This window comes from Brevundimonas alba (assembly GCF_011927945.1).
Lineage (GTDB): Bacteria > Pseudomonadota > Alphaproteobacteria > Caulobacterales > Caulobacteraceae > Brevundimonas > Brevundimonas alba.
Map to the genome: position 1 here is coordinate 118,746 of NZ_JAATJM010000002.1, position 15,849 is coordinate 134,594.

A 15,849-nucleotide genomic window follows, 5' to 3' on the forward strand; every position below is an offset into this window, starting at 1 on the left:
GTCTTCTCCAAGAGGTCTCAACGGGATGTCTGATCCCGCCGAAGTCAGGAATAACGCCATCGTCCGAACGGAGCAGCCTACCCAACCGCGGGGTTCTGGCCAATCAGTCGGGAGCAGGCGCCAACGACATGGCCTGGCCGAAGGTCAGCTCGGTAGGGAATGGCTCAAAGGCCATCGGGACGGTCAGCAGAGGAAAGGAATGCCCACATACGCTGACCGCACGCTCGCGCCGTGTTTCCTCCGCGAAGCCCATTTCATATGCCGGACCCACGAACAGCAGATACCAACCCGCCACCATCATCGGGAAGCGACCGCTACTGTTTTCGCTGTAGAGCAGAATCTCGGTCGGCGGCTCCCCCTTGAAGGTCTTGAGGGGTTGAACGACGTACTCGACGCCACTGAACTCGCCGGGTTCGGTCGTCGACCAGTCCATCCGCCCCGAGGTCACACGGCCGATGAACACGAAATCAGACGCCGCAAACTCTTCCCCGACGGTCGGATAGCGTTCGCAGGCGGCGCGAACCTCTGACGAGACGCCGATCACGCTGACGATCGTGGCGAACGCCAGGACAACGGCCGCCCACCGCATCACGTCTTCTCCACAAACGTATCGATAACCTTCTTCTCACCCGCCTTGTCGAAGGCGACCAGCAGCTTGTTGCCCTCGATGCCGGTGACGTGGCCGTAGCCGAATTTCTGGTGGAAGACCCGCTCGCCCTTGGACCAGCCGGAGCCCGCCTTGGGGTCGGCGGTGGCCACCAGGCGGCCGTCGCCCTCGATCAGGGCGTGGCGGGCAGGACGGTCGGTGGGCGACCGGCCTGCGGTGAACGACTGCGCCCGTTTCCAGCCGGGGGAGGAATAGCCGGAGCCGAAGGTCGGCATCTCGTCCCAGCGGCTCTTGGCCTCCTTCATGCCGGGCGTGACGCCGTAGTAGCCGGTGTCGCTCTCGGCCTCGACGTGGTCGATGGGCAGTTCGTCGACGAACCGGCTCGGCAGTTGCGAGGTCCAGCGGCCATAGACCAGCCGGTTGGCGGCGAATGAGATGCGCGCGTCCTGCTTGGCCCGGGTGACGCCGACGTAGGCCAGCCGGCGCTCCTCCTCGAGCCCCTTCTCGCCCTTCTCGTCGATGCTGCGCTGGCTGGGGAAGACGCCTTCCTCCCAGCCCGGCAGGAAGACTAGCGGGAACTCCAGCCCCTTGGCGCCGTGCAGGGTCATGATCTGTACGGAGTCCGCCGCGTCGCCGCGGTCGAGGTCCATAACGAGCGAGACGTGCTCCAGATAGGCGGTCAGGCTGTCGAAGGCCTGCATCGACTGGGTCAGCTCTTTCAGGTTGTCGAGCCGGGTCTGGCCGGTCGCCCGGTCGGCCTTCTGCATGTCGGTGTAGCCGCTCTCCTCGAGCACCGTCTCGGTCAGCTCCCAGTGGGTCGAGGTCTGGGCGAACTGACGCCAGCGATCGATGTCGCGCACGAAGTTGGACAGGGCCGTCCGCGTCCGCGCCTGCAGCTCGTCGGAACCCAGCAGGTCGCGGACCGCCGCCATGGCCGACACGCCCGACAGCCGGGCGATCTGCAGCACCTTCTGCACGCTGGTGTCGCCGATGCCGCGCTTGGGCACATTGACGATCCGCTCGAAGGCGAGGTCGTCGTCCTCCGACAGGATCAGCCGCAGATAGGCGTGGGCGTCCCGGATCTCGGCCCGCTCAAAGAAGCGGGGCCCGCCGATGACGGTGTAGGGCACCGCCAGCAGCACGAACCGCTCCTCGAAGGCGCGCATCTGGAACGAGGCGCGGACCAGCACCGCCATGTCCTTGTAGCCGACGCCCTGGCGCCGGGCGGTCTCGATCTCGTCGGCGATCAGCCGGGCCTCGGCCTCACCGTCCCAGACCCCGCGCACCCGGACCTTGTCGCCGGTCTGGTCCTCGGTCCACAGCGTCTTGCCGAGGCGGCCCTTGTTCGAGGCGATCAGGCCGGAGGCGGCGCCGAGGATGTGCTGCGTCGAACGGTAATTGCGCTCCAGCCGGACCACCTTGGCGCCCGGGAAGTCGCGCTCGAAGCGCAGGATGTTGTCCACCTCCGCGCCGCGCCAGCCATAGATGGACTGATCGTCGTCGCCGACGCAGCAGACGTTGCCGGTCGAGGAGGTCAGCAACCGCAGCCACAGATACTGGGCGACGTTGGTGTCCTGATATTCGTCGACCAGGATGTATCGGAACCGCCGCCGGTATTCCTCAGCGATATCCGCGTGCTTCGACAGGATGGTCAGATTGTGCAGCAGCAGGTCGCCGAAGTCGCATGCGTTCAGGGAAACCAGCCGCGCCTGATAGGCGGCGTAGAGCGACTGTCCCTTGCCGTTGGCGAAATCCTCGGTCGAGGGGAGTTTCTCGGGCGTCCAGCCGCGGTTCTTCCAGTGGTCGATCAGCCCGCTCAGCGAGCGGGGCGTCCACCGCTTGGTGTCCAGATTGGCCGCCTCGAGCAGCTGTTTGCAGACCCGCTCCTGGTCGTCGGTGTCAAGGATGGTGAAGGTCGACTTCAGCCCGACGAGCTCGGCATACCGCCGCAGGATCTGCGCCGCCACCGAGTGGAAGGTGCCCAGCCAGCGCAGCCCCTCGGCCGACGGGCCGATCAGATGGGTGATCCGCTCCCGCATCTCCCGCGCGGCCTTGTTGGTGAAGGTGACCGCCAGCAGTTCCCAGGGTCGCGCCCGCCCGGTCGCCAGGATGTGCGCTAGCCGCGTCGTCAGCACCCGCGTCTTGCCCGTGCCCGCGCCCGCCAGCACCAGCACAGGCCCGTCCACCGTCTCCACGGCCTCGCGCTGTTCGGGGTTCAGCCCCGCCAGATAGTCGGCCGGCGCCGAGGGCTCGACGCCTCCGGGGCCGCGCGAGCGGGCGAGATCGGAGATACGCGGGGAGGGGGCGTCAGGCAGACTCATCGGGAGAACATAAGGGGCACGGAGGCCGATGTCAGCGCCCGCGTCGCCGGACGCTCCGGGAACCGTCAAGCCTGACCGTCGTTCCGGTGGCTGACAGAGGGTCACAGGGAAGGGATACCGATGGCTGACAACATCAACAACACGACCGGCGGCGGCGGGAGCAACGCCGGTCTGGCCTTCATCGTCGGCGGCATCGTCGTCGTTCTGGCCGTGATCGCTTATTTCGTCTTCGCCCGCGGCGGCGCGCCGGAAACGAAGAAGGTCGATGTCGACGTCAACCTGCCCGAGGTCTCGGCCCCGGCGGTTCCCGGCACCGGAGGCTGATCGATGACCGATCCCAACATGCCTCCGCCCCGCGACGACCGCCCCGAGGTCGTGCATCACACCACGATCAACAATCCGCCCGCCGAGCGCGGCGGCGGCTCAGGCTGGATCGGCTTCCTGGTTGGCGGCCTGCTGGTGGTGCTGGTCATCATCGGCATCGTGGTCTTCTCGAACGGCGGCCTGAGCCGCGCCACGGACACCAAGGTCGACGTCGATGTCGATCTGCCGTCGCCGAGCCTGCCGGACGCGCCAAAAATGCCTGACTTGCCGGATCTGCCGGAGGTCGAGCCCCCGACCGTGCCGTCGCCGTCGCCCGCCCCGGCCAACTAGACCCGTCGCGTCGCGGCCGTCAGCGCAGCTGATAGGTGACGGTCGCGACCACGCGGACCCGCTTGTTCAGCGAGGTCGATTCGTCGTCGATGTCCTCGCGGGCGAGGATTTCGAAAGATCCCTGCGTCGCCTGCCGGATCGGGCCCAGCGGTGCGCCCGAGTCCTTGGCGAACTGCTCTGCGCCGGACCGGGCCGAGGCGGTCGCCGCCGCGATCATCGACGGCCGGACATCGTTCAGCTTGGTGAAGACGTAGTTGGGCGCGGCGAAGTCGAGCTGGACGCCCTGGCGCACCAGATCGTTCAGCGAACGCTCGGTCGTCGCCACCCTCTGCACGTCGGTGGTCCGCACCACGACGCTCTGGGTCAGGATGTAGCGAACGACGTTCTCGCCCGAGCTGTATTCCCGCGCCCGCGTGTCGACGACCTGCAGCCGGCCGATGGTCACCGCGGCCTCTGGATAGCCCTGACGCGTCAGGAAGGCCCGGACGAGACCGAGGTCGCGGTCGATCTGCGCCTGGGCGGTCGGCAGGTCGTCATTGGCCGCCTTGAAGCTCAAGGTCAGGACGGCGAGGTCGGCGACCACATCGCGCTCGGCGACGCCGCGCACCGTCACCTGCCGGTTGCCGACCTGCGCATTGACCACGCCAGACCCGATGAACGCCCCCGCCCCGATCAACCCCGCGGCGATCAGGCCTCCATAGACGGCGGCGGGCAGAAGCGATTTGTCGAACACGGGCGTGGTCCTTGCTGGAAGCTTGACCATGCGCCAACCATTTCGGCTGTCAATCGCCCGAACGGGGTTCCGCGAAAGATCGGTCGCCGCCGGTCCAGGCCAGCGCCAGAAGCCTGCAGGCCGAGGCCAGAGGGGTCCGTCCGCGCCGCTCGTCGATCCGCTTCATCAGGCCTGCGAAGGTCAGGCCCAGATCCGCGGCGATCGTGTCCAGCACGGTCCAGAATGCGGGCTCCAGCGCCACGGAGGTGGCATGGCCGGACAGGGAGACGGAGCGTTTCCTCAGCATGCGCCGAACCTAGCTGAGCGGCCCCTCCGCGGCGAGCGGTCGCTGCTTCCTGATCGCCGTTCACCTGAAGCGCCGGACGCGCTATGTTAAGTCGTCCCTGCGCAGGATCGCCGCATGACCGCCGTCGCCGACTTCCCCGACCACGACCGCTTTCGTCCGCAACGGCTCGAGCCGCTGACGGCCTTCCGCGCCTTCCGCAGACTGGTGCGCAACAAGGAAGACACCGCCCAGGTCTTCGAGATCATGCGCGCCCTCTCGGGCCGGTCGATCGCGCGCGGCTACAATCGCATGCTCCGGACCATGGAAGGCGGCCGGCAGGCCTTCCTGCGCGAGGAACTGGCTCACAAGCTCGACGATCCCGTCTGGCTGTCGCGGTTCGGCCCCGGCACCGTCGGCGCGTCCTATCGGGACTTCCGCGAGGCGCGCGGCTTCACCGCCGAGGGTCTGGCCGACGAGGCGCGCAAGGTCGCGCCGCTGGTCGACGCCCAGCACCCTGTCATCTGGTACTCGCGCCGCCTGCGCGACGTGCACGACATCTGGCATGTGCTGACGGGCTATGAGACCGACGCGCTGGGCGAGGCCTGCGTTGTGGCCTTCTCCTACGCCCAGACCCGCAACCTCGGCTTCGCCTTCATCGGCTGGGGCGCCGCGCGGGAAATCCAGCGCGAGGACCGCACCATCCCGGCCCGCCACGCCGTGTTTGAGGCCTGGCGCAACGGCCGCGCCGCCCGCTGGCTACCGGGCCTCGACTATGAGGCTCTGTTCGCCGAGCCTCTGGACGGCGCCCGCGCCCGGCTGAACCTCCGCCCGGCGACCGTCTACGCCGGCATCCCTGCCGCAGCTCGCGCCGCACTCAAACTCAGGGCCTGACGCGGTTTCCGGACGTCATAAGCGCAGCTTGTGCGGCCGGGACAAATCCTCGGCTTGCGCCTGATCGCCGCCTCATCCACTTGGCGGACATGACCGCTCCCTCCGAGTCCCTCGCGCCGCCGCCGTCGGGCCTGTCCCGCGCCACCCTGCTGGCGATCGGCGGCGTGGCCCTGTGCGCGACAATCTGGGGCACGACCTGGTTCGCGATCACGCTTCAGCTCGGGCAGGTGGACCCGCTGGCCTCCATCGTCTGGCGGTTCGGTCTGGCGGCCATCCTGATCTTCGCCGGCTGTCTGATCACGCGCCGGTCGGTCAAACTGACCCTGAACCAGCATCTGGCCGCGGCGGGGCAGGGCGTGTTCGCCTTCTCCATCAGCTACAGCTTCACCTACGCCGCCGAGGGCCGGATCGCGTCGGCCATCGTGGCCGTCATCTTCGCGTCGCTGGCCCTGCTGAACCTGATCCTGTTCAAGGTCGCCGCCCGGCAGAAGGCCGCCTGGCTGTCGTGGGGCGGCGCCGCGCTCGGCGTTGTCGGGGTGGCGGTCCTGTCCGGCTCGGAAATCCTCGGCGCGGGTCTCGACGAGGCCAGCGCCACCGGCGTCGGCTTTGCGCTGACGGCCGTCGCGGCCTCCGCCTTCGGCAACTATTTCGCCTGGCGCGGCCAGAACGCCGGTTCGGCGGTGATCCCCTCGACGGCCTGGGCCATGGCCTATGGCACGGGATTGCTGGCGCTCTACGGGCTTGTGACGGGCGTCGAATGGTCGATCGAGCCGAGCGTCCGCTACATCGGCTCGCTGCTCTATCTGTCCGTGTTCGGCTCGGTGATTGCCTTCGTGGTCTATTTCACCATCGCCCGCACGCGGGGATACGCGCTGGCCAGCTACATCTCGGCCCTGACGCCGCCGATCGCCATGCTGGTGTCGATCCTGTTCGAGGGCGCGCATTTCGGCTGGCCAGCGCTGGTTGGCCTCGTCCTCGTGCTGGCCGGACAGGTCCTGCTGATCCGCGCGCCGAAGATCTCGGCGGCCTAGCCGAACCAGCCGCGCTTTTTCTTCGGCGGTTGCGAGGTGTCTTTCTGAACGGCGGCCGCCTCCGCCTCGGCCTTGCGACGCTTGCGCTCGGCGGCGACCCGGATGGCCACCAGCACCGGGATCAGTCCGTGCCGGTTTTGCGGAACACCGCCCATGTCAGTCCTCCAGCTTGGCGCCGTCGAGCAGCTGGTCCGCGCGGTCGCGCTCCTTCTCCGTCTTCGTCCGGACGGCCTTGGGCACGCCGTGCGCCGCGCGATTGGCGGCCGCGGTCGATTTCTTCTCCGCCTTGGCCCTGTCCTTCCGGACCCGGTTCAGGTTCACGACCTCGCCCATGACGCCTCCGTTATGCAACCCGAGCTGAGCCGCGGACGTATTCCCGCCGACCCAAGCCTCAGGAGCGTACCATGGTAGACCTCTCCCTCCTTCGTGAAAGCCTAGAAGTTGTCGGCTCCGACGGCGAGCACGTGGGCCGCGTCGACCATGTCCACGGCGACCAGATCGAACTGGCCAAGCTGGACCTCGGCGCCGGCTTCAAACACCACATGATCCCGGTCAGCTGGGTCGACCACGTCGACGCCCACGTTCATCTGAACATCACCAAGGATGAGGCCAAGGCGCGCTGGACGGAGAAACATTGATCGGCGCGAGGTCGAGCAATTCTGGAGGACGCTGACTAGTCGCCGAGCCCGCGCCATTCGAGCCCACCCGGCAGATCGAAGTCCGCGTAGTCCACCTGCAGCACGCGACGACGCCGGGGCGTGACGGCCCTGTCCGAGGCATGGAGGATCGGCGTGCTGTACGCCCAGACGTCTCCGGCCTCGGCCAGACAGACCTGCTGCGGCCTTCGCGCCGCGCTCGCACCCGCATCGGTCGCTGCAACCCGCCCCAGCCGATGCGAGCCCATGGCGATCCTCAGCGGCGCGTTATCATTCTGCACGTCATCGAGATGCACCCGAAGCGTGACCATGCGCTCCAGCACCTCAAACGGGGGCGCGACATGGAGAATTCCGTCCTTGCTGGACCATGGGCCGAAACCCTCCGCCTCGACCTGTTGCCTCACGGGGATCGTGCGGTCCTGATGCCAGGCCACGATCCAGTTTGCCTCTTTCGTCTTGTCGAAAACGACCGCCCGAACCGGCCGCGCGCCCGACGACGTCAGGTCTGCTGCGATCTGTCCCACCCGACCGGAAGCGGACAACAGGCTGGTCAGCGACGGGTCCCCGACAACACGTCCACCCGGACGCCCGGCGGTCTGCGCGTTCGCAAACGCTCGCAGCGCTTCGAGGGGTTCAGAGCCGAGCACGCCCCTGAACAGCAGCGCCCCGTCCCGTCCGAACCCCTCCCGGTCGATCACCCCGGCGAGATCATCTTCTCGGGCCGCACCCATTCGTCGAACTCCTCGTTCGTCAGATAGCCGCCGCCCACGGCTTCCTCGCGCAGGGTGGTGCCGTTCTTGTGCGCGGTCTTGGCGATCTTGGCGCAGGCGTCGTAGCCCAGCTTGCCGTTCAGGGCCGTCACCAGCATCAGGCTGTTCTCCAGCCCGCGTTTGATGTTGTCCTCGCGCGGCTCGATGCCGACAACGCAGTTGTCGGTGAACGACACCGCAGCGTCGGCCATCAGCCGGACCGACTGCAGGAAGTTGTAGGCCATCACCGGATTGAAGACGTTGAGCTCGAAATGCCCCTGCGAGCCGGCGAAGGTCAGGGCGGCGTGATTGCCGAACACCTGCACGCACACCTGCGTCAGCGCCTCGGACTGGGTCGGATTGACCTTGCCCGGCATGATCGACGAGCCGGGCTCGTTCTCCGGCAGGGCCAGTTCGCCCAGGCCAGAGCGCGGGCCTGAGCCGAGGAAGCGGATATCGTTGGCGATCTTGAACAGCGACGCCGCGACCGTGTTGATCGCCCCGTGGCTGAACACCATGGCGTCATGGGCCGCCAGCGCCTCGAACTTGTTCGGGGCGGTGGTGAAGGGCAGGCCGGTGATGGCCGAGATCTGCTCTGCCACCTTTTCGGCGAACCCGACCGGCGCGTTCAGCCCGGTGCCGACGGCGGTGCCGCCCTGCGCCAGTTCCATCAGTTTCGGGAGGGTCTGTTCGATCCGCTCGATGCCGTTGGCGACCTGCTGGGCATAGCCGCCGAACTCCTGTCCCAGCGTCAGCGGGGTGGCGTCCTGGGTGTGCGTGCGTCCGATCTTGATGATGCCCTGCCAGGCGTCCGACTTGGCCTTCAGCGCCGCATGCAGATGCTTCAGCGCCGGGATCAACGTCTTCACCACCTGCTCGGCGCAGGCGACGTGCATGGCCGTCGGATAGGTGTCGTTCGACGACTGGCTCATGTTGACGTGGTCGTTGGGGTGGACCGGCGCCTTGGAGCCCATTTCGCCGCCCAGCATCTCGATGGCGCGGTTCGAGATCACCTCATTGGCGTTCATGTTCGACTGGGTGCCCGAGCCGGTCTGCCAGACCACCAGCGGGAAGTGGGCGTTGAGCTTGCCTTCGATGACTTCATTCGCGGCGGCGACGATGGTCTCGCCGATCTTCGGGTCCAGCTTGCCCAGCGCCATATTGGTCTCGGCCGCGGCGCGCTTGACGATGCCCAGCGCCCGCACGATCGGCAGGGGCTGCTTCTCCTCGCCAATCTTGAAATTGCCGAGCGAGCGCTGCGCCTGCGCACCCCAGTAGCGGTCCGAGGCGACCTCGATGGGGCCGAAGGTGTCGGTTTCGGTGCGGTTCGTCATGGCGCGGCAGGCTCTTCAGGCGTGGCGGGAGGATGCGCGGCGGTGTAGCACGGGGAGGCGAGGGGACAAGGACGGGAGACGACGATGAACTGGTTGGTGGCCGTGGTTTCCGCCGCGACGATACAGACTCCCGCAGCGTCGGTTGGCCAGACGGTCGGCCCGCCCATGCCGCCCATCATGGCGACCATCCATACCGACCGGGGGGACATCCAGCTCGCCCTCGATGTCGAGGCGGCGCCGGTCACCGTTTGCAACTTCGTGAGGTACGCCCAGGCCGGCCGCTACCGCGGCGGCCGCTTCTTCCGCACCGTGGTGGCCGAGACCAATGACAACCCCAATCCGATCGACGTCATCCAGGCCGAGACCGACGCCGGCAGCGACGACGCCGGCTTTGGGCCGATCCCGCTGGAACGGACCCGGGACACCGGGCTGCGTCACGCGGCGGGAACGATTTCAATGGCGCGGGATGGGCCCGACACGGCGACGTCCAGCTTCTTCATCGTGACCCGGGATACCCCGGCGCTCGACTTCGGCGGCGGCCGCAATCCGGACGGGCAGGGCTTTGCCGCGTTCGGCGTCGTCACCGGCGGCCTGGATCTGGTTCGCGGCATCCAGGCTCAGCCCGCACAAGACGAACAGCTTACCGAGCCGGTGGCCATTTCCGACATCGAGGTCGGACCCGCCGCTGCCTGTCTTGTCGATTGGCGGGCCAAGGGCTCGTGACGGCCGGCTGGATCGGAACGGGCAAGGTCCGCGCCCGCGAGGCCGGGGGCGCGGTCGAGATCACCATCGACGGCCTCACGACCCAGGCCAAATACTACAAGCCGCTGGTCTACGAATTCATGCGCAAGGAGTGGGCGTCACGGCCGTCCTGGGGCGACTATGTCGTCGAGATCCGTATGGAGCACGTCGGCGATCCGCCGCACATCGACCTCGACAATCTCGCCAAGGCGCTGCTCGACGCCATCAAGGGCTACCTCTTCCACGACGACGCCCAGGTCGCCCGCCTGCTGGTCGAACGCCATGAGGGCGAGCGCGAGCGGATTACCATCCGGGCGTATCCGCGGACGAAATAGTCATCGCTCGAACCTCAGCGTCGGCAGCCGAAGCTGCATTTCGGAGCCTACGAACAGCTGCGGGTCGGAGGTCAGTGTGATCCCCGCCTCCTGCTCCTTGCGCGCGACGCAGGCCCGGGCCCCGGCCGCCAGCGACAGGAAGTCCGTCGCCGTCGGAAGAGCCTCCACGACGCAGCCGTCGAACCATGGGTACGCCTCATCCGCTCCGCAGCCGAACGAGGTCCGCTCACGGCTCGCGGCGGTCAGGACCATCCGGTTCGGAGCCGCCAGGGCGTTGATGAAGATGCCCGAATAGCAGGCCGAGACGATCACCACAGTCGGCCGGGTTCCGCACCACTGCCGCACAAGATTGGCCATGTCGGACGGCTCGAGCTTCGCGTCAGGGCCAAAGATCATGCCCTCGGGCGATCCATGCGAGGTGAAATACAGCAGACAGCCGCGCGTGGCTCGCCGTGTGACATCGCTGACGCCGTCCAGCACCTCCGTCACCGTGGTCGCGCCGGTGACGTCGGGGCGCATGGAATAGTCGACAAACGTCTCGCGCGGCAGGCCGGCCGCCAGGAAACCCCGGGTCACGTCCCGGCGGGCGTTGTCGAAGGCCCGGATCGGCCGACCATCCCCATCGCGCCAGTCCGCCGCGATGACCGCCGCGGCCCAGCCGTCGAAGCGGCCGGCGTTCTGGGGGGCAGGGCTTTCGCCGCACGCCGGACCGGCCAGCAGGGCCGCGAGCATCAGCAGAAGCAAACCCGGTCGCATGCGCCCCCTCCTCCCTCGATCCCGGAGTGACGTTAGCGCAAGCCATGCAGTGGGGAAGGGGTCTTACTTCTTCCGGAACTGGTCCAGCGAGACGACCTTCGGTCCCTCGTCGCCCGTGGAAGCCGGCGCGGCGGCCGTTTCGGCCTCAGGCGCCTCCTCGACGGCTTCCTCGATCAGCGGCATCTCGAACTGCAGCAGGAACTGCACCGAGGGGTCGTAGAACCGGGTGACGGCCGTATAGGGCATCGACAGCACCTTGGGCATGCCGCCGAACTTCAGCATCACCGAGAACCGGTCGGCCTCGACCTTCAGGTCCCAGTACTGGTGCTGCAGCACCACCGTCATCTCGTCGGGATATTTGGCCAGCACGTCGGGCGGGACGCTGACGCCGGGCGCCCGGGTCTTGAAGGTGATGTAGAAATGGTGCGCCCCCGGGATGCCTTCCGGCATGGCCGCGCGGTCCAGCGCCGAGCGGATGACGCCGCGCAGGGCGTCCTGCGCCAGCTGCTCGTAATGCATCTCGTCGACTGGCGGGGTCTCGTCGGCCATCGGGTCCCTCGGCGTTGCAGTCGAGGGTTTAGACGCGCGGCGGCGCGGGCGGAAGATGGCGAGACGGTAAACTGGAAAGGAAAGTGCCGGGATTCTGTTGCCAGGCTCCCGACAGGCCCCGCCCTGGGATCTGAACCCCAAGGACTTAAGTGTTCGAAATCACCCGAACCGCTTACGCGGCGAGAGCGACTTCTCCAGCGAAGTTATCGTTCGCAGTTAGTTAAAGGCCCGATACGGTGGGCCAGGACGGGCGAAAGCAGTCCTCTTTACACGTCCGTCGATGCTAGTCGGCCCCGCACCGCCCGCCGATACACGGGAGGAAATGGTGGAGCCGCCGGGAATCGCACCCGGGTCCGGTCCGCTTATTACAGGCGCGTTTATCGCCATAGTCCGGGCGAACCCGGACAGGACCAATATAGGCCTTTCGGGCCTCTCTTCCAAGGGCGGATCGGGGTAGGTCGGGCGACTGGTGAACAAAGCGCCGCCGTCCGGCTTTCCCATACGAAAGACACACTTTAGAGCCTTCACTGTGGAACACCGGAACGTGCAGCCATGGTCGGTTTCGAGGTCGCTGGCGCTTCTCGCCGCGATCTTCGCCATCGTCATGGGCGCGACCCTGCCGTCGGCGGTGGCGGCCTCGCCGGCGACCGGTCACGCGATCCAGCTCTGCTCCGGCGATCGGATCATGGTCGTCGAGGACGCGTCCGGCCGGCCCCTCCGTCAGGATCCCGCGCCGTCCGACAGCGTGAAATGCGCCGCCTGCCTCGCCGCGGCCTTCGTCGCGGTCACGCCTCCGCCGCCGGTGCAGGGGCCCGCCTCGGTCCCGTCTCCGGCTCGGAAGGCCCAGACGGCGCCGGCTCCGTCCAGGCCGACCATCCCAGTCAAGCTCGCGCCCCGACCGCCTTCGACCGCCCCGCCTGTCGCCTGAGGACTCCTCGCGGACCGCGTCCGCAAGCTTTCCCTCTTCAGGACAGATCCATGAAATTCATGCTCACAGCGGCGCCCGGCGCCCTGCTGGTCGCCGTCATGGCGCCCGCCGTCCACGCCCAAGCATTCCGGAGCGTGTAAGCGCCATGACCGACACGTCTTCCAGCGGCCTTTCAGGCGCCTATCGAGCTGTCTGGCGCTGGCATTTCTATGCCGGCCTCTTCGTGCTGCCAGTGATGATGCTGATGGCCCTCACCGGCGGGCTTTATCTGTTCAAGGCCGAGATCGAGGGCGCCGTATACGGCCGCCTCGCCCACGTCGTTCCCCGCGCGGAGCGGGTCTCGCCCGATCGCTGGGTCGGGGCCGCGGAAGCCAGGGCCCGCGGGGAGGCCGCCTCGGTCTTCGTGCCGGCCCCGCCGGACCAGGCGGTGCAGGTGACCGTGCGAACCGGGCAGGGCGACCGCACCGTCTTCGTCGATCCCCACGATGGCCGCGTCCGCGGTTCGATCAAGGGCGAGGGGATCATGGGCACGGTGAAGCGGCTGCACAGCCTCACCCTGCTGGGCCGGCCGTTCAACATTCTGGTGGAAATCGTCGCCGGCTGGGCGGTCATCCTCGTCGCCACCGGCGTCTTCCTGTGGTGGCCGCGCAAGCGTGATGTCGCCGTCACCGTCCCACGCGCTGGCGATCCGAAGCGCCGCCCGTTCTGGCGCGACGTGCACGCGGTGACCGGCCTCTACGCCGGAGCGGTCATCGCCTTCCTCGCCGTGACGGGCATGCCGTGGTCGGCGGTCTGGGGCGACCAGATTCTCAACGTCATGCGCGAGAGCGGTCTGGGCCGACCTCCGGCGCCGGCCGCGAGCTCCTGGTCGCACGCCGGGCCTCACGAGGAACCGGGCGGGACGGGGTGGACCATGGAGCATGCGGTGCTCCACGCCCCCGGCTACGGTGAGGCGCGTCTGGCCACGGTCGTCGCAGCGGTCGAGGCCGCTGGCCTGCCCAAGCCCTGGACCATCACCATCCCCGCCGACCGGACCCTCGCCTGGACTGCCGCCCGCGCGACCGAGCGCGCCGGAGAAGCCCGCATCCTCTACGTCGATGGCCGCACCGGAGAGGTCCGGGCCGACGTCCGCTGGGAGCAGTTCGGCGCGGGTGCCAAGGTCTTCGAGTGGGGCATCGCGGTGCATCAGGGCCAGCAGTACGGCTGGGCGAACCGCATCGTCATGCTGCTGGGCTGTATCGCCGTCTGGGTGCTCGCCATCAGCGGCATGGTGATGTGGTGGAAGCGCCGCCCGCGCCGTGTTGGTCTGGGCGCGCCGCCGGCGCCGCCCGGCCCGCGTGCAAGGGCCGCCGTGCTCGGCATCGTCCTGCCTCTGGCCATCCTCTACCCGCTGACCGGCCTGTCCCTGCTCGCCGCCATCGCCCTGGACCGCCTCGGAGCGGCTGTGTTCCGCCGACGCGGGGCGGCGGGCTGAGGCCGCTCCAGGTGGCGCCGGCGCGTTGCCATGGGCGCGCGCCCTGATAGGCTCCCGTGAGGGGAGGGCCGGATGACGGACAAGCGAGACACTACGCGCCTGCGGCTGCTGCTCTTCTACGGCTTGCTGTCGCTCGCCGCCGTCGCCGCGGGCTGCGCGATCTGCGCCATGGCGGACGTGCCGACCGGCTCGTGGCTGCGCAATCTCGTGGCCTGGGCGGTGGGTTTCGCCCTCGCCGGAGCACTTGCGGCGCTGGCAGGCAGGCGCACATCCGCCGTCTTTCTTGTCGTGGCCCTTTTGGTCGTTCTGGCCAGCCTGTTCGGCCCGCCGCAGCAGGGCGTGCATCGCTGGCTGGACGTCGGTCCGCTGCACATCAACGTCGCCTTCATCGTCCTGCCGATGGCGGTCGTCGCCCTGTCGTGGAGAGTCGGCCGCCTGTGGGTCTGGGCGCCGGCCCTCGGCGTGCAGGCCCTGCTCGCCGTCCAGCCCGACGCCTCTCAGGCTGCCGCCTTCGGTATTGCCCTGGCGATCGTCGCAGTCCGGTCCGCATCGCCGGTCTGGGTTCGCATTGGCGTGCCAGTCACCAGCCTGGCTCTGGCGGTCATCGCCTGGCTCCGGCCTGACCCGCTCGAGGCTGTGCCGGAGGTCGAGGAGATCGTCGCCCTCGGCTTCAGCGTGTCGCCGCTGCTCGCGATCGCCGGAGTGATCCTGACCATCGCCGCCGTGCTCGCTCCCACCGTCGCCGCCCGCCGGACGCCGGATGCGGCGAGCGCTGGTCTCGCCCTGTCCGGCTATATGTTCGCTACGGCCGCGACGACGGTCTCCGGCGCCTTCCCGATGCCGCTGCTGGGCATTGGCATGAGCCCGATCGTCGGCTTCTGGCTCGGAGTCGGCCTGCTGGCCGCGATGGTCAGCCGGACAGCCGCGTCCAGTCCGGCGTCTGGTTCCTGAACCAGGTCAGCTGCCGCTTGGCGTAGTTGCGGGTCGCCTGACGCGTGGCCTCCACCGCCGCCTCCAGCGAGGTCTCGCCCGCCAGATGCGCCGCGAACTCGCGCACCCCGACCGCCTTCATCGCCGGCAGGTTCGGATCAAGCCCGCGCGCGGCCAGCGCCCGCACCTCGTCCAGCGCCCCGGCCTCGATCATCCGCGCCACCCGGAGGTCGCAGTTCGCGTACAGGGCGCTGCGCGCCGGCTCGATCACCACCCCGGCCCATGAACCCGGCGCCAGCAGCGGCGTGGTGTCGGCCGTCCAGTCGCTCAGCACCCGTCCCGTGTGTTCCGCCACGGCCCAGGCCCGCGTCAGCCGCTGCCGGTCGCCCGCCTCGATCCGCGCCTCGGCCGCCGGATCGACGGCGGCCAGCCGGGCCCGGAAAGGCGCTTCGGCTAGCTGATCGAAGAGCGCGCCTGCCGCCTCCCGAACTTCCAGCGGTACATCCGGAATATCCGCCAACCCCTTGGTCAGGGCCGTGAAATACAGGCCCGTCCCACCGACCAGCAGCGCCGGTCGCCCCTCCGCCGCCAAGCTCTCCAGCTCCGGCATCACCGCCCGGCTCCAGCGCCCGACAGACCAGGCCTCCGCCGCGTCGGCCACGCCATAGAGCCTGTGCTCCGCCCGCGCCTCCTCCTCGATCGAGGGCCGGGCACTGAGCACCCGCAGGTCGGCGTACAGCTGCTGGCTATCGGCGTTGACGATCACAGCGCCCGTCCGCTCCGCCGTCTCCAGCGCCAGCCGCGACTTGCCCGAGGCCGTGGGCCCCGCGATCAGCGTCACGGGCCGGGTGATCTCGAGTACGGTCAAGGGCGGTCCCGGATTTTCGTCCAGACA

At 68.5% G+C, this 15,849-nt stretch carries 21 protein-coding genes and 1 other RNA gene; 10 read left to right on the forward strand and 12 right to left on the reverse strand.

Annotation, left to right across the window (positions count from 1 at the left end):
* Positions 1-103: 103 nt before the first annotated feature.
* Entirely contained in the window at positions 104-589 is a 486-nt protein-coding gene (locus GGQ87_RS10915; RefSeq protein WP_168047722.1) for a hypothetical protein, read from the reverse strand.
* Positions 589-2,928 (reverse strand): ATP-dependent helicase, encoded by a 2,340-nt coding sequence (locus GGQ87_RS10920; protein ID WP_168047724.1) that lies wholly within the window; start codon positions 2,926-2,928, stop codon positions 589-591. Before GGQ87_RS10920 ends, GGQ87_RS10915 begins: the two co-directional genes overlap by 1 nt.
* A 120-nt stretch (positions 2,929-3,048) precedes the next feature.
* Between GGQ87_RS10920 and GGQ87_RS10925 the strand changes: the two genes are divergently transcribed.
* Both GGQ87_RS10925 and GGQ87_RS10930 read left to right on the forward strand, forming a co-directional pair.
* Positions 3,049-3,252 (forward strand): flagellar basal body-associated FliL family protein, encoded by a 204-nt coding sequence (locus GGQ87_RS10925; protein WP_168047726.1) that lies wholly within the window; start codon positions 3,049-3,051, stop codon positions 3,250-3,252.
* Positions 3,253-3,255: 3 nt separating this feature from the next.
* Positions 3,256-3,582 (forward strand): hypothetical protein, encoded by a 327-nt coding sequence (locus GGQ87_RS10930; protein ID WP_168047504.1) that lies wholly within the window; start codon positions 3,256-3,258, stop codon positions 3,580-3,582.
* A 19-nt stretch (positions 3,583-3,601) separates the two neighbouring features.
* On the opposite strand, the gene GGQ87_RS10935 is transcribed toward GGQ87_RS10930, so the two are convergent.
* Both GGQ87_RS10935 and GGQ87_RS10940 read right to left on the reverse strand, forming a co-directional pair.
* On the reverse strand, positions 3,602-4,315 hold the full coding sequence (locus GGQ87_RS10935) for an SIMPL domain-containing protein (protein ID WP_342448349.1): 714 nt from the start codon (positions 4,313-4,315) through the stop codon (positions 3,602-3,604).
* 49 nt (positions 4,316-4,364) lie between these two features.
* Positions 4,365-4,601, reverse strand: a complete 237-nt coding sequence (locus GGQ87_RS10940) for a ribbon-helix-helix domain-containing protein (RefSeq protein WP_168047730.1) — start codon at positions 4,599-4,601, stop codon at positions 4,365-4,367.
* A 114-nt stretch (positions 4,602-4,715) separates the two neighbouring features.
* On the opposite strand from GGQ87_RS10940, the gene GGQ87_RS10945 reads away from it, so the two are divergent.
* Positions 4,716-5,471, forward strand: coding sequence for a Coq4 family protein (locus GGQ87_RS10945; RefSeq protein WP_168047732.1), 756 nt, complete (start codon positions 4,716-4,718; stop codon positions 5,469-5,471).
* Positions 5,472-5,560: 89 nt separating this feature from the next.
* The gene (locus GGQ87_RS10950; RefSeq protein WP_245161575.1) at positions 5,561-6,502 is read left to right on the forward strand and encodes a DMT family transporter; all 942 of its coding nucleotides are present in this window, start codon (positions 5,561-5,563) and stop codon (positions 6,500-6,502) included.
* Here GGQ87_RS10950 and GGQ87_RS10955 read toward each other — a convergent pair.
* On the reverse strand, positions 6,499-6,657 hold the full coding sequence (locus GGQ87_RS10955) for a hypothetical protein (RefSeq protein ID WP_168047734.1): 159 nt from the start codon (positions 6,655-6,657) through the stop codon (positions 6,499-6,501). The genes GGQ87_RS10950 and GGQ87_RS10955 overlap by 4 nt on opposite strands.
* 1 nt (position 6,658) lies before the next feature.
* Entirely contained in the window at positions 6,659-6,835 is a 177-nt protein-coding gene (locus tag GGQ87_RS10960) for a DUF4169 family protein (RefSeq protein ID WP_168047754.1), read from the reverse strand.
* Positions 6,836-6,906: 71 nt separating this feature from the next.
* On the opposite strand from GGQ87_RS10960, the gene GGQ87_RS10965 reads away from it, so the two are divergent.
* Positions 6,907-7,140 carry a DUF2171 domain-containing protein gene (locus tag GGQ87_RS10965; protein ID WP_168047756.1) on the forward strand — a complete coding sequence of 78 codons (234 nt, stop codon included), beginning with the start codon at positions 6,907-6,909 and terminating at the stop codon, positions 7,138-7,140.
* Between the two features lie 35 nt (positions 7,141-7,175).
* Here GGQ87_RS10965 and GGQ87_RS10970 read toward each other — a convergent pair whose 3' ends face one another.
* Together GGQ87_RS10970 and fumC are read right to left on the reverse strand one after the other, a co-directional pair.
* The gene (locus tag GGQ87_RS10970) at positions 7,176-7,889 is read right to left on the reverse strand and encodes a phytanoyl-CoA dioxygenase family protein (RefSeq protein WP_168047758.1); all 714 of its coding nucleotides are present in this window, start codon (positions 7,887-7,889) and stop codon (positions 7,176-7,178) included.
* Positions 7,853-9,241, reverse strand: a complete 1,389-nt coding sequence (gene fumC, locus GGQ87_RS10975) for a class II fumarate hydratase (protein ID WP_168047760.1) — start codon at positions 9,239-9,241, stop codon at positions 7,853-7,855. Before fumC ends, GGQ87_RS10970 begins: the two co-directional genes overlap by 37 nt.
* 84 nt (positions 9,242-9,325) lie before the next feature.
* On the opposite strand from fumC, the gene GGQ87_RS10980 reads away from it, so the two are divergent.
* Positions 9,326-9,964, forward strand: coding sequence for a peptidylprolyl isomerase (locus GGQ87_RS10980; RefSeq protein WP_168047762.1), 639 nt, complete (start codon positions 9,326-9,328; stop codon positions 9,962-9,964).
* Positions 9,961-10,317, forward strand: a complete 357-nt coding sequence (locus GGQ87_RS10985; protein ID WP_168047764.1) for a RusA family crossover junction endodeoxyribonuclease — start codon at positions 9,961-9,963, stop codon at positions 10,315-10,317. Before GGQ87_RS10980 ends, GGQ87_RS10985 begins: the two co-directional genes overlap by 4 nt.
* On the opposite strand, the gene GGQ87_RS10990 is transcribed toward GGQ87_RS10985, so the two are convergent.
* The 3 genes from GGQ87_RS10990 to ssrA form a co-directional block, all read right to left on the reverse strand.
* Complete coding sequence (locus tag GGQ87_RS10990; protein ID WP_168047766.1) at positions 10,318-11,073, reverse strand: C13 family peptidase; 756 nt, start codon at positions 11,071-11,073, stop codon at positions 10,318-10,320.
* 63 nt (positions 11,074-11,136) lie between these two features.
* The gene (locus GGQ87_RS10995) at positions 11,137-11,622 is read right to left on the reverse strand and encodes an SspB family protein (protein WP_168047768.1); all 486 of its coding nucleotides are present in this window, start codon (positions 11,620-11,622) and stop codon (positions 11,137-11,139) included.
* A gap of 82 nt (positions 11,623-11,704) precedes the next feature.
* Positions 11,705-12,067, reverse strand: a transfer-messenger RNA (tmRNA) gene (gene ssrA / locus GGQ87_RS11000).
* Positions 12,068-12,151: 84 nt separating this feature from the next.
* On the opposite strand from ssrA, the gene GGQ87_RS11005 reads away from it, so the two are divergent.
* The 3 genes from GGQ87_RS11005 (at position 12,152) to GGQ87_RS11015 (ending at position 14,975) form a co-directional block, all read left to right on the forward strand.
* Positions 12,152-12,550 carry a hypothetical protein gene (locus GGQ87_RS11005; RefSeq protein WP_168047770.1) on the forward strand — a complete coding sequence of 133 codons (399 nt, stop codon included), beginning with the start codon at positions 12,152-12,154 and terminating at the stop codon, positions 12,548-12,550.
* Positions 12,551-12,695: 145 nt separating this feature from the next.
* The gene (locus GGQ87_RS11010; RefSeq protein WP_168047772.1) at positions 12,696-14,024 is read left to right on the forward strand and encodes a PepSY-associated TM helix domain-containing protein; all 1,329 of its coding nucleotides are present in this window, start codon (positions 12,696-12,698) and stop codon (positions 14,022-14,024) included.
* Between the two features lie 72 nt (positions 14,025-14,096).
* Positions 14,097-14,975, forward strand: coding sequence for a putative peptidoglycan glycosyltransferase FtsW/RodA (locus GGQ87_RS11015; RefSeq protein ID WP_168047774.1), 879 nt, complete (start codon positions 14,097-14,099; stop codon positions 14,973-14,975).
* On the opposite strand, the gene miaA is transcribed toward GGQ87_RS11015, so the two are convergent.
* A complete protein-coding gene (gene miaA, locus GGQ87_RS11020; RefSeq protein WP_245161576.1) occupies positions 14,935-15,822 on the reverse strand; it encodes a tRNA (adenosine(37)-N6)-dimethylallyltransferase MiaA in 888 nt (295 codons plus the stop codon). The genes GGQ87_RS11015 and miaA overlap by 41 nt on opposite strands.
* Positions 15,823-15,849 lie beyond the last annotated feature (27 nt).

Coding starts and splice junctions, on each gene's coding strand:
- GGQ87_RS10915 (WP_168047722.1), bottom strand. CDS start 589: ATGCGGTGGGCGGCCGTTGTCCTGGCGTTCGCCACGATCGTCAGCGTG.
- GGQ87_RS10920 (WP_168047724.1), bottom strand. CDS start 2,928: ATGAGTCTGCCTGACGCCCCCTCCCCGCGTATCTCCGATCTCGCCCGC.
- GGQ87_RS10925 (WP_168047726.1), top strand. CDS start 3,049: ATGGCTGACAACATCAACAACACGACCGGCGGCGGCGGGAGCAACGCC.
- GGQ87_RS10930 (WP_168047504.1), top strand. CDS start 3,256: ATGACCGATCCCAACATGCCTCCGCCCCGCGACGACCGCCCCGAGGTC.
- GGQ87_RS10940 (WP_168047730.1), bottom strand. CDS start 4,601: ATGCTGAGGAAACGCTCCGTCTCCCTGTCCGGCCATGCCACCTCCGTG.
- GGQ87_RS10945 (WP_168047732.1), top strand. CDS start 4,716: ATGACCGCCGTCGCCGACTTCCCCGACCACGACCGCTTTCGTCCGCAA.
- GGQ87_RS10950 (WP_245161575.1), top strand. CDS start 5,561: ATGACCGCTCCCTCCGAGTCCCTCGCGCCGCCGCCGTCGGGCCTGTCC.
- GGQ87_RS10955 (WP_168047734.1), bottom strand. CDS start 6,657: ATGGGCGGTGTTCCGCAAAACCGGCACGGACTGATCCCGGTGCTGGTG.
- GGQ87_RS10960 (WP_168047754.1), bottom strand. CDS start 6,835: ATGGGCGAGGTCGTGAACCTGAACCGGGTCCGGAAGGACAGGGCCAAG.
- GGQ87_RS10965 (WP_168047756.1), top strand. CDS start 6,907: ATGGTAGACCTCTCCCTCCTTCGTGAAAGCCTAGAAGTTGTCGGCTCC.
- GGQ87_RS10970 (WP_168047758.1), bottom strand. CDS start 7,889: ATGGGTGCGGCCCGAGAAGATGATCTCGCCGGGGTGATCGACCGGGAG.
- fumC (WP_168047760.1), bottom strand. CDS start 9,241: ATGACGAACCGCACCGAAACCGACACCTTCGGCCCCATCGAGGTCGCC.
- GGQ87_RS10980 (WP_168047762.1), top strand. CDS start 9,326: ATGAACTGGTTGGTGGCCGTGGTTTCCGCCGCGACGATACAGACTCCC.
- GGQ87_RS10990 (WP_168047766.1), bottom strand. CDS start 11,073: ATGCGACCGGGTTTGCTTCTGCTGATGCTCGCGGCCCTGCTGGCCGGT.
- GGQ87_RS10995 (WP_168047768.1), bottom strand. CDS start 11,622: ATGGCCGACGAGACCCCGCCAGTCGACGAGATGCATTACGAGCAGCTG.
- GGQ87_RS11010 (WP_168047772.1), top strand. CDS start 12,696: ATGACCGACACGTCTTCCAGCGGCCTTTCAGGCGCCTATCGAGCTGTC.
- GGQ87_RS11015 (WP_168047774.1), top strand. CDS start 14,097: ATGACGGACAAGCGAGACACTACGCGCCTGCGGCTGCTGCTCTTCTAC.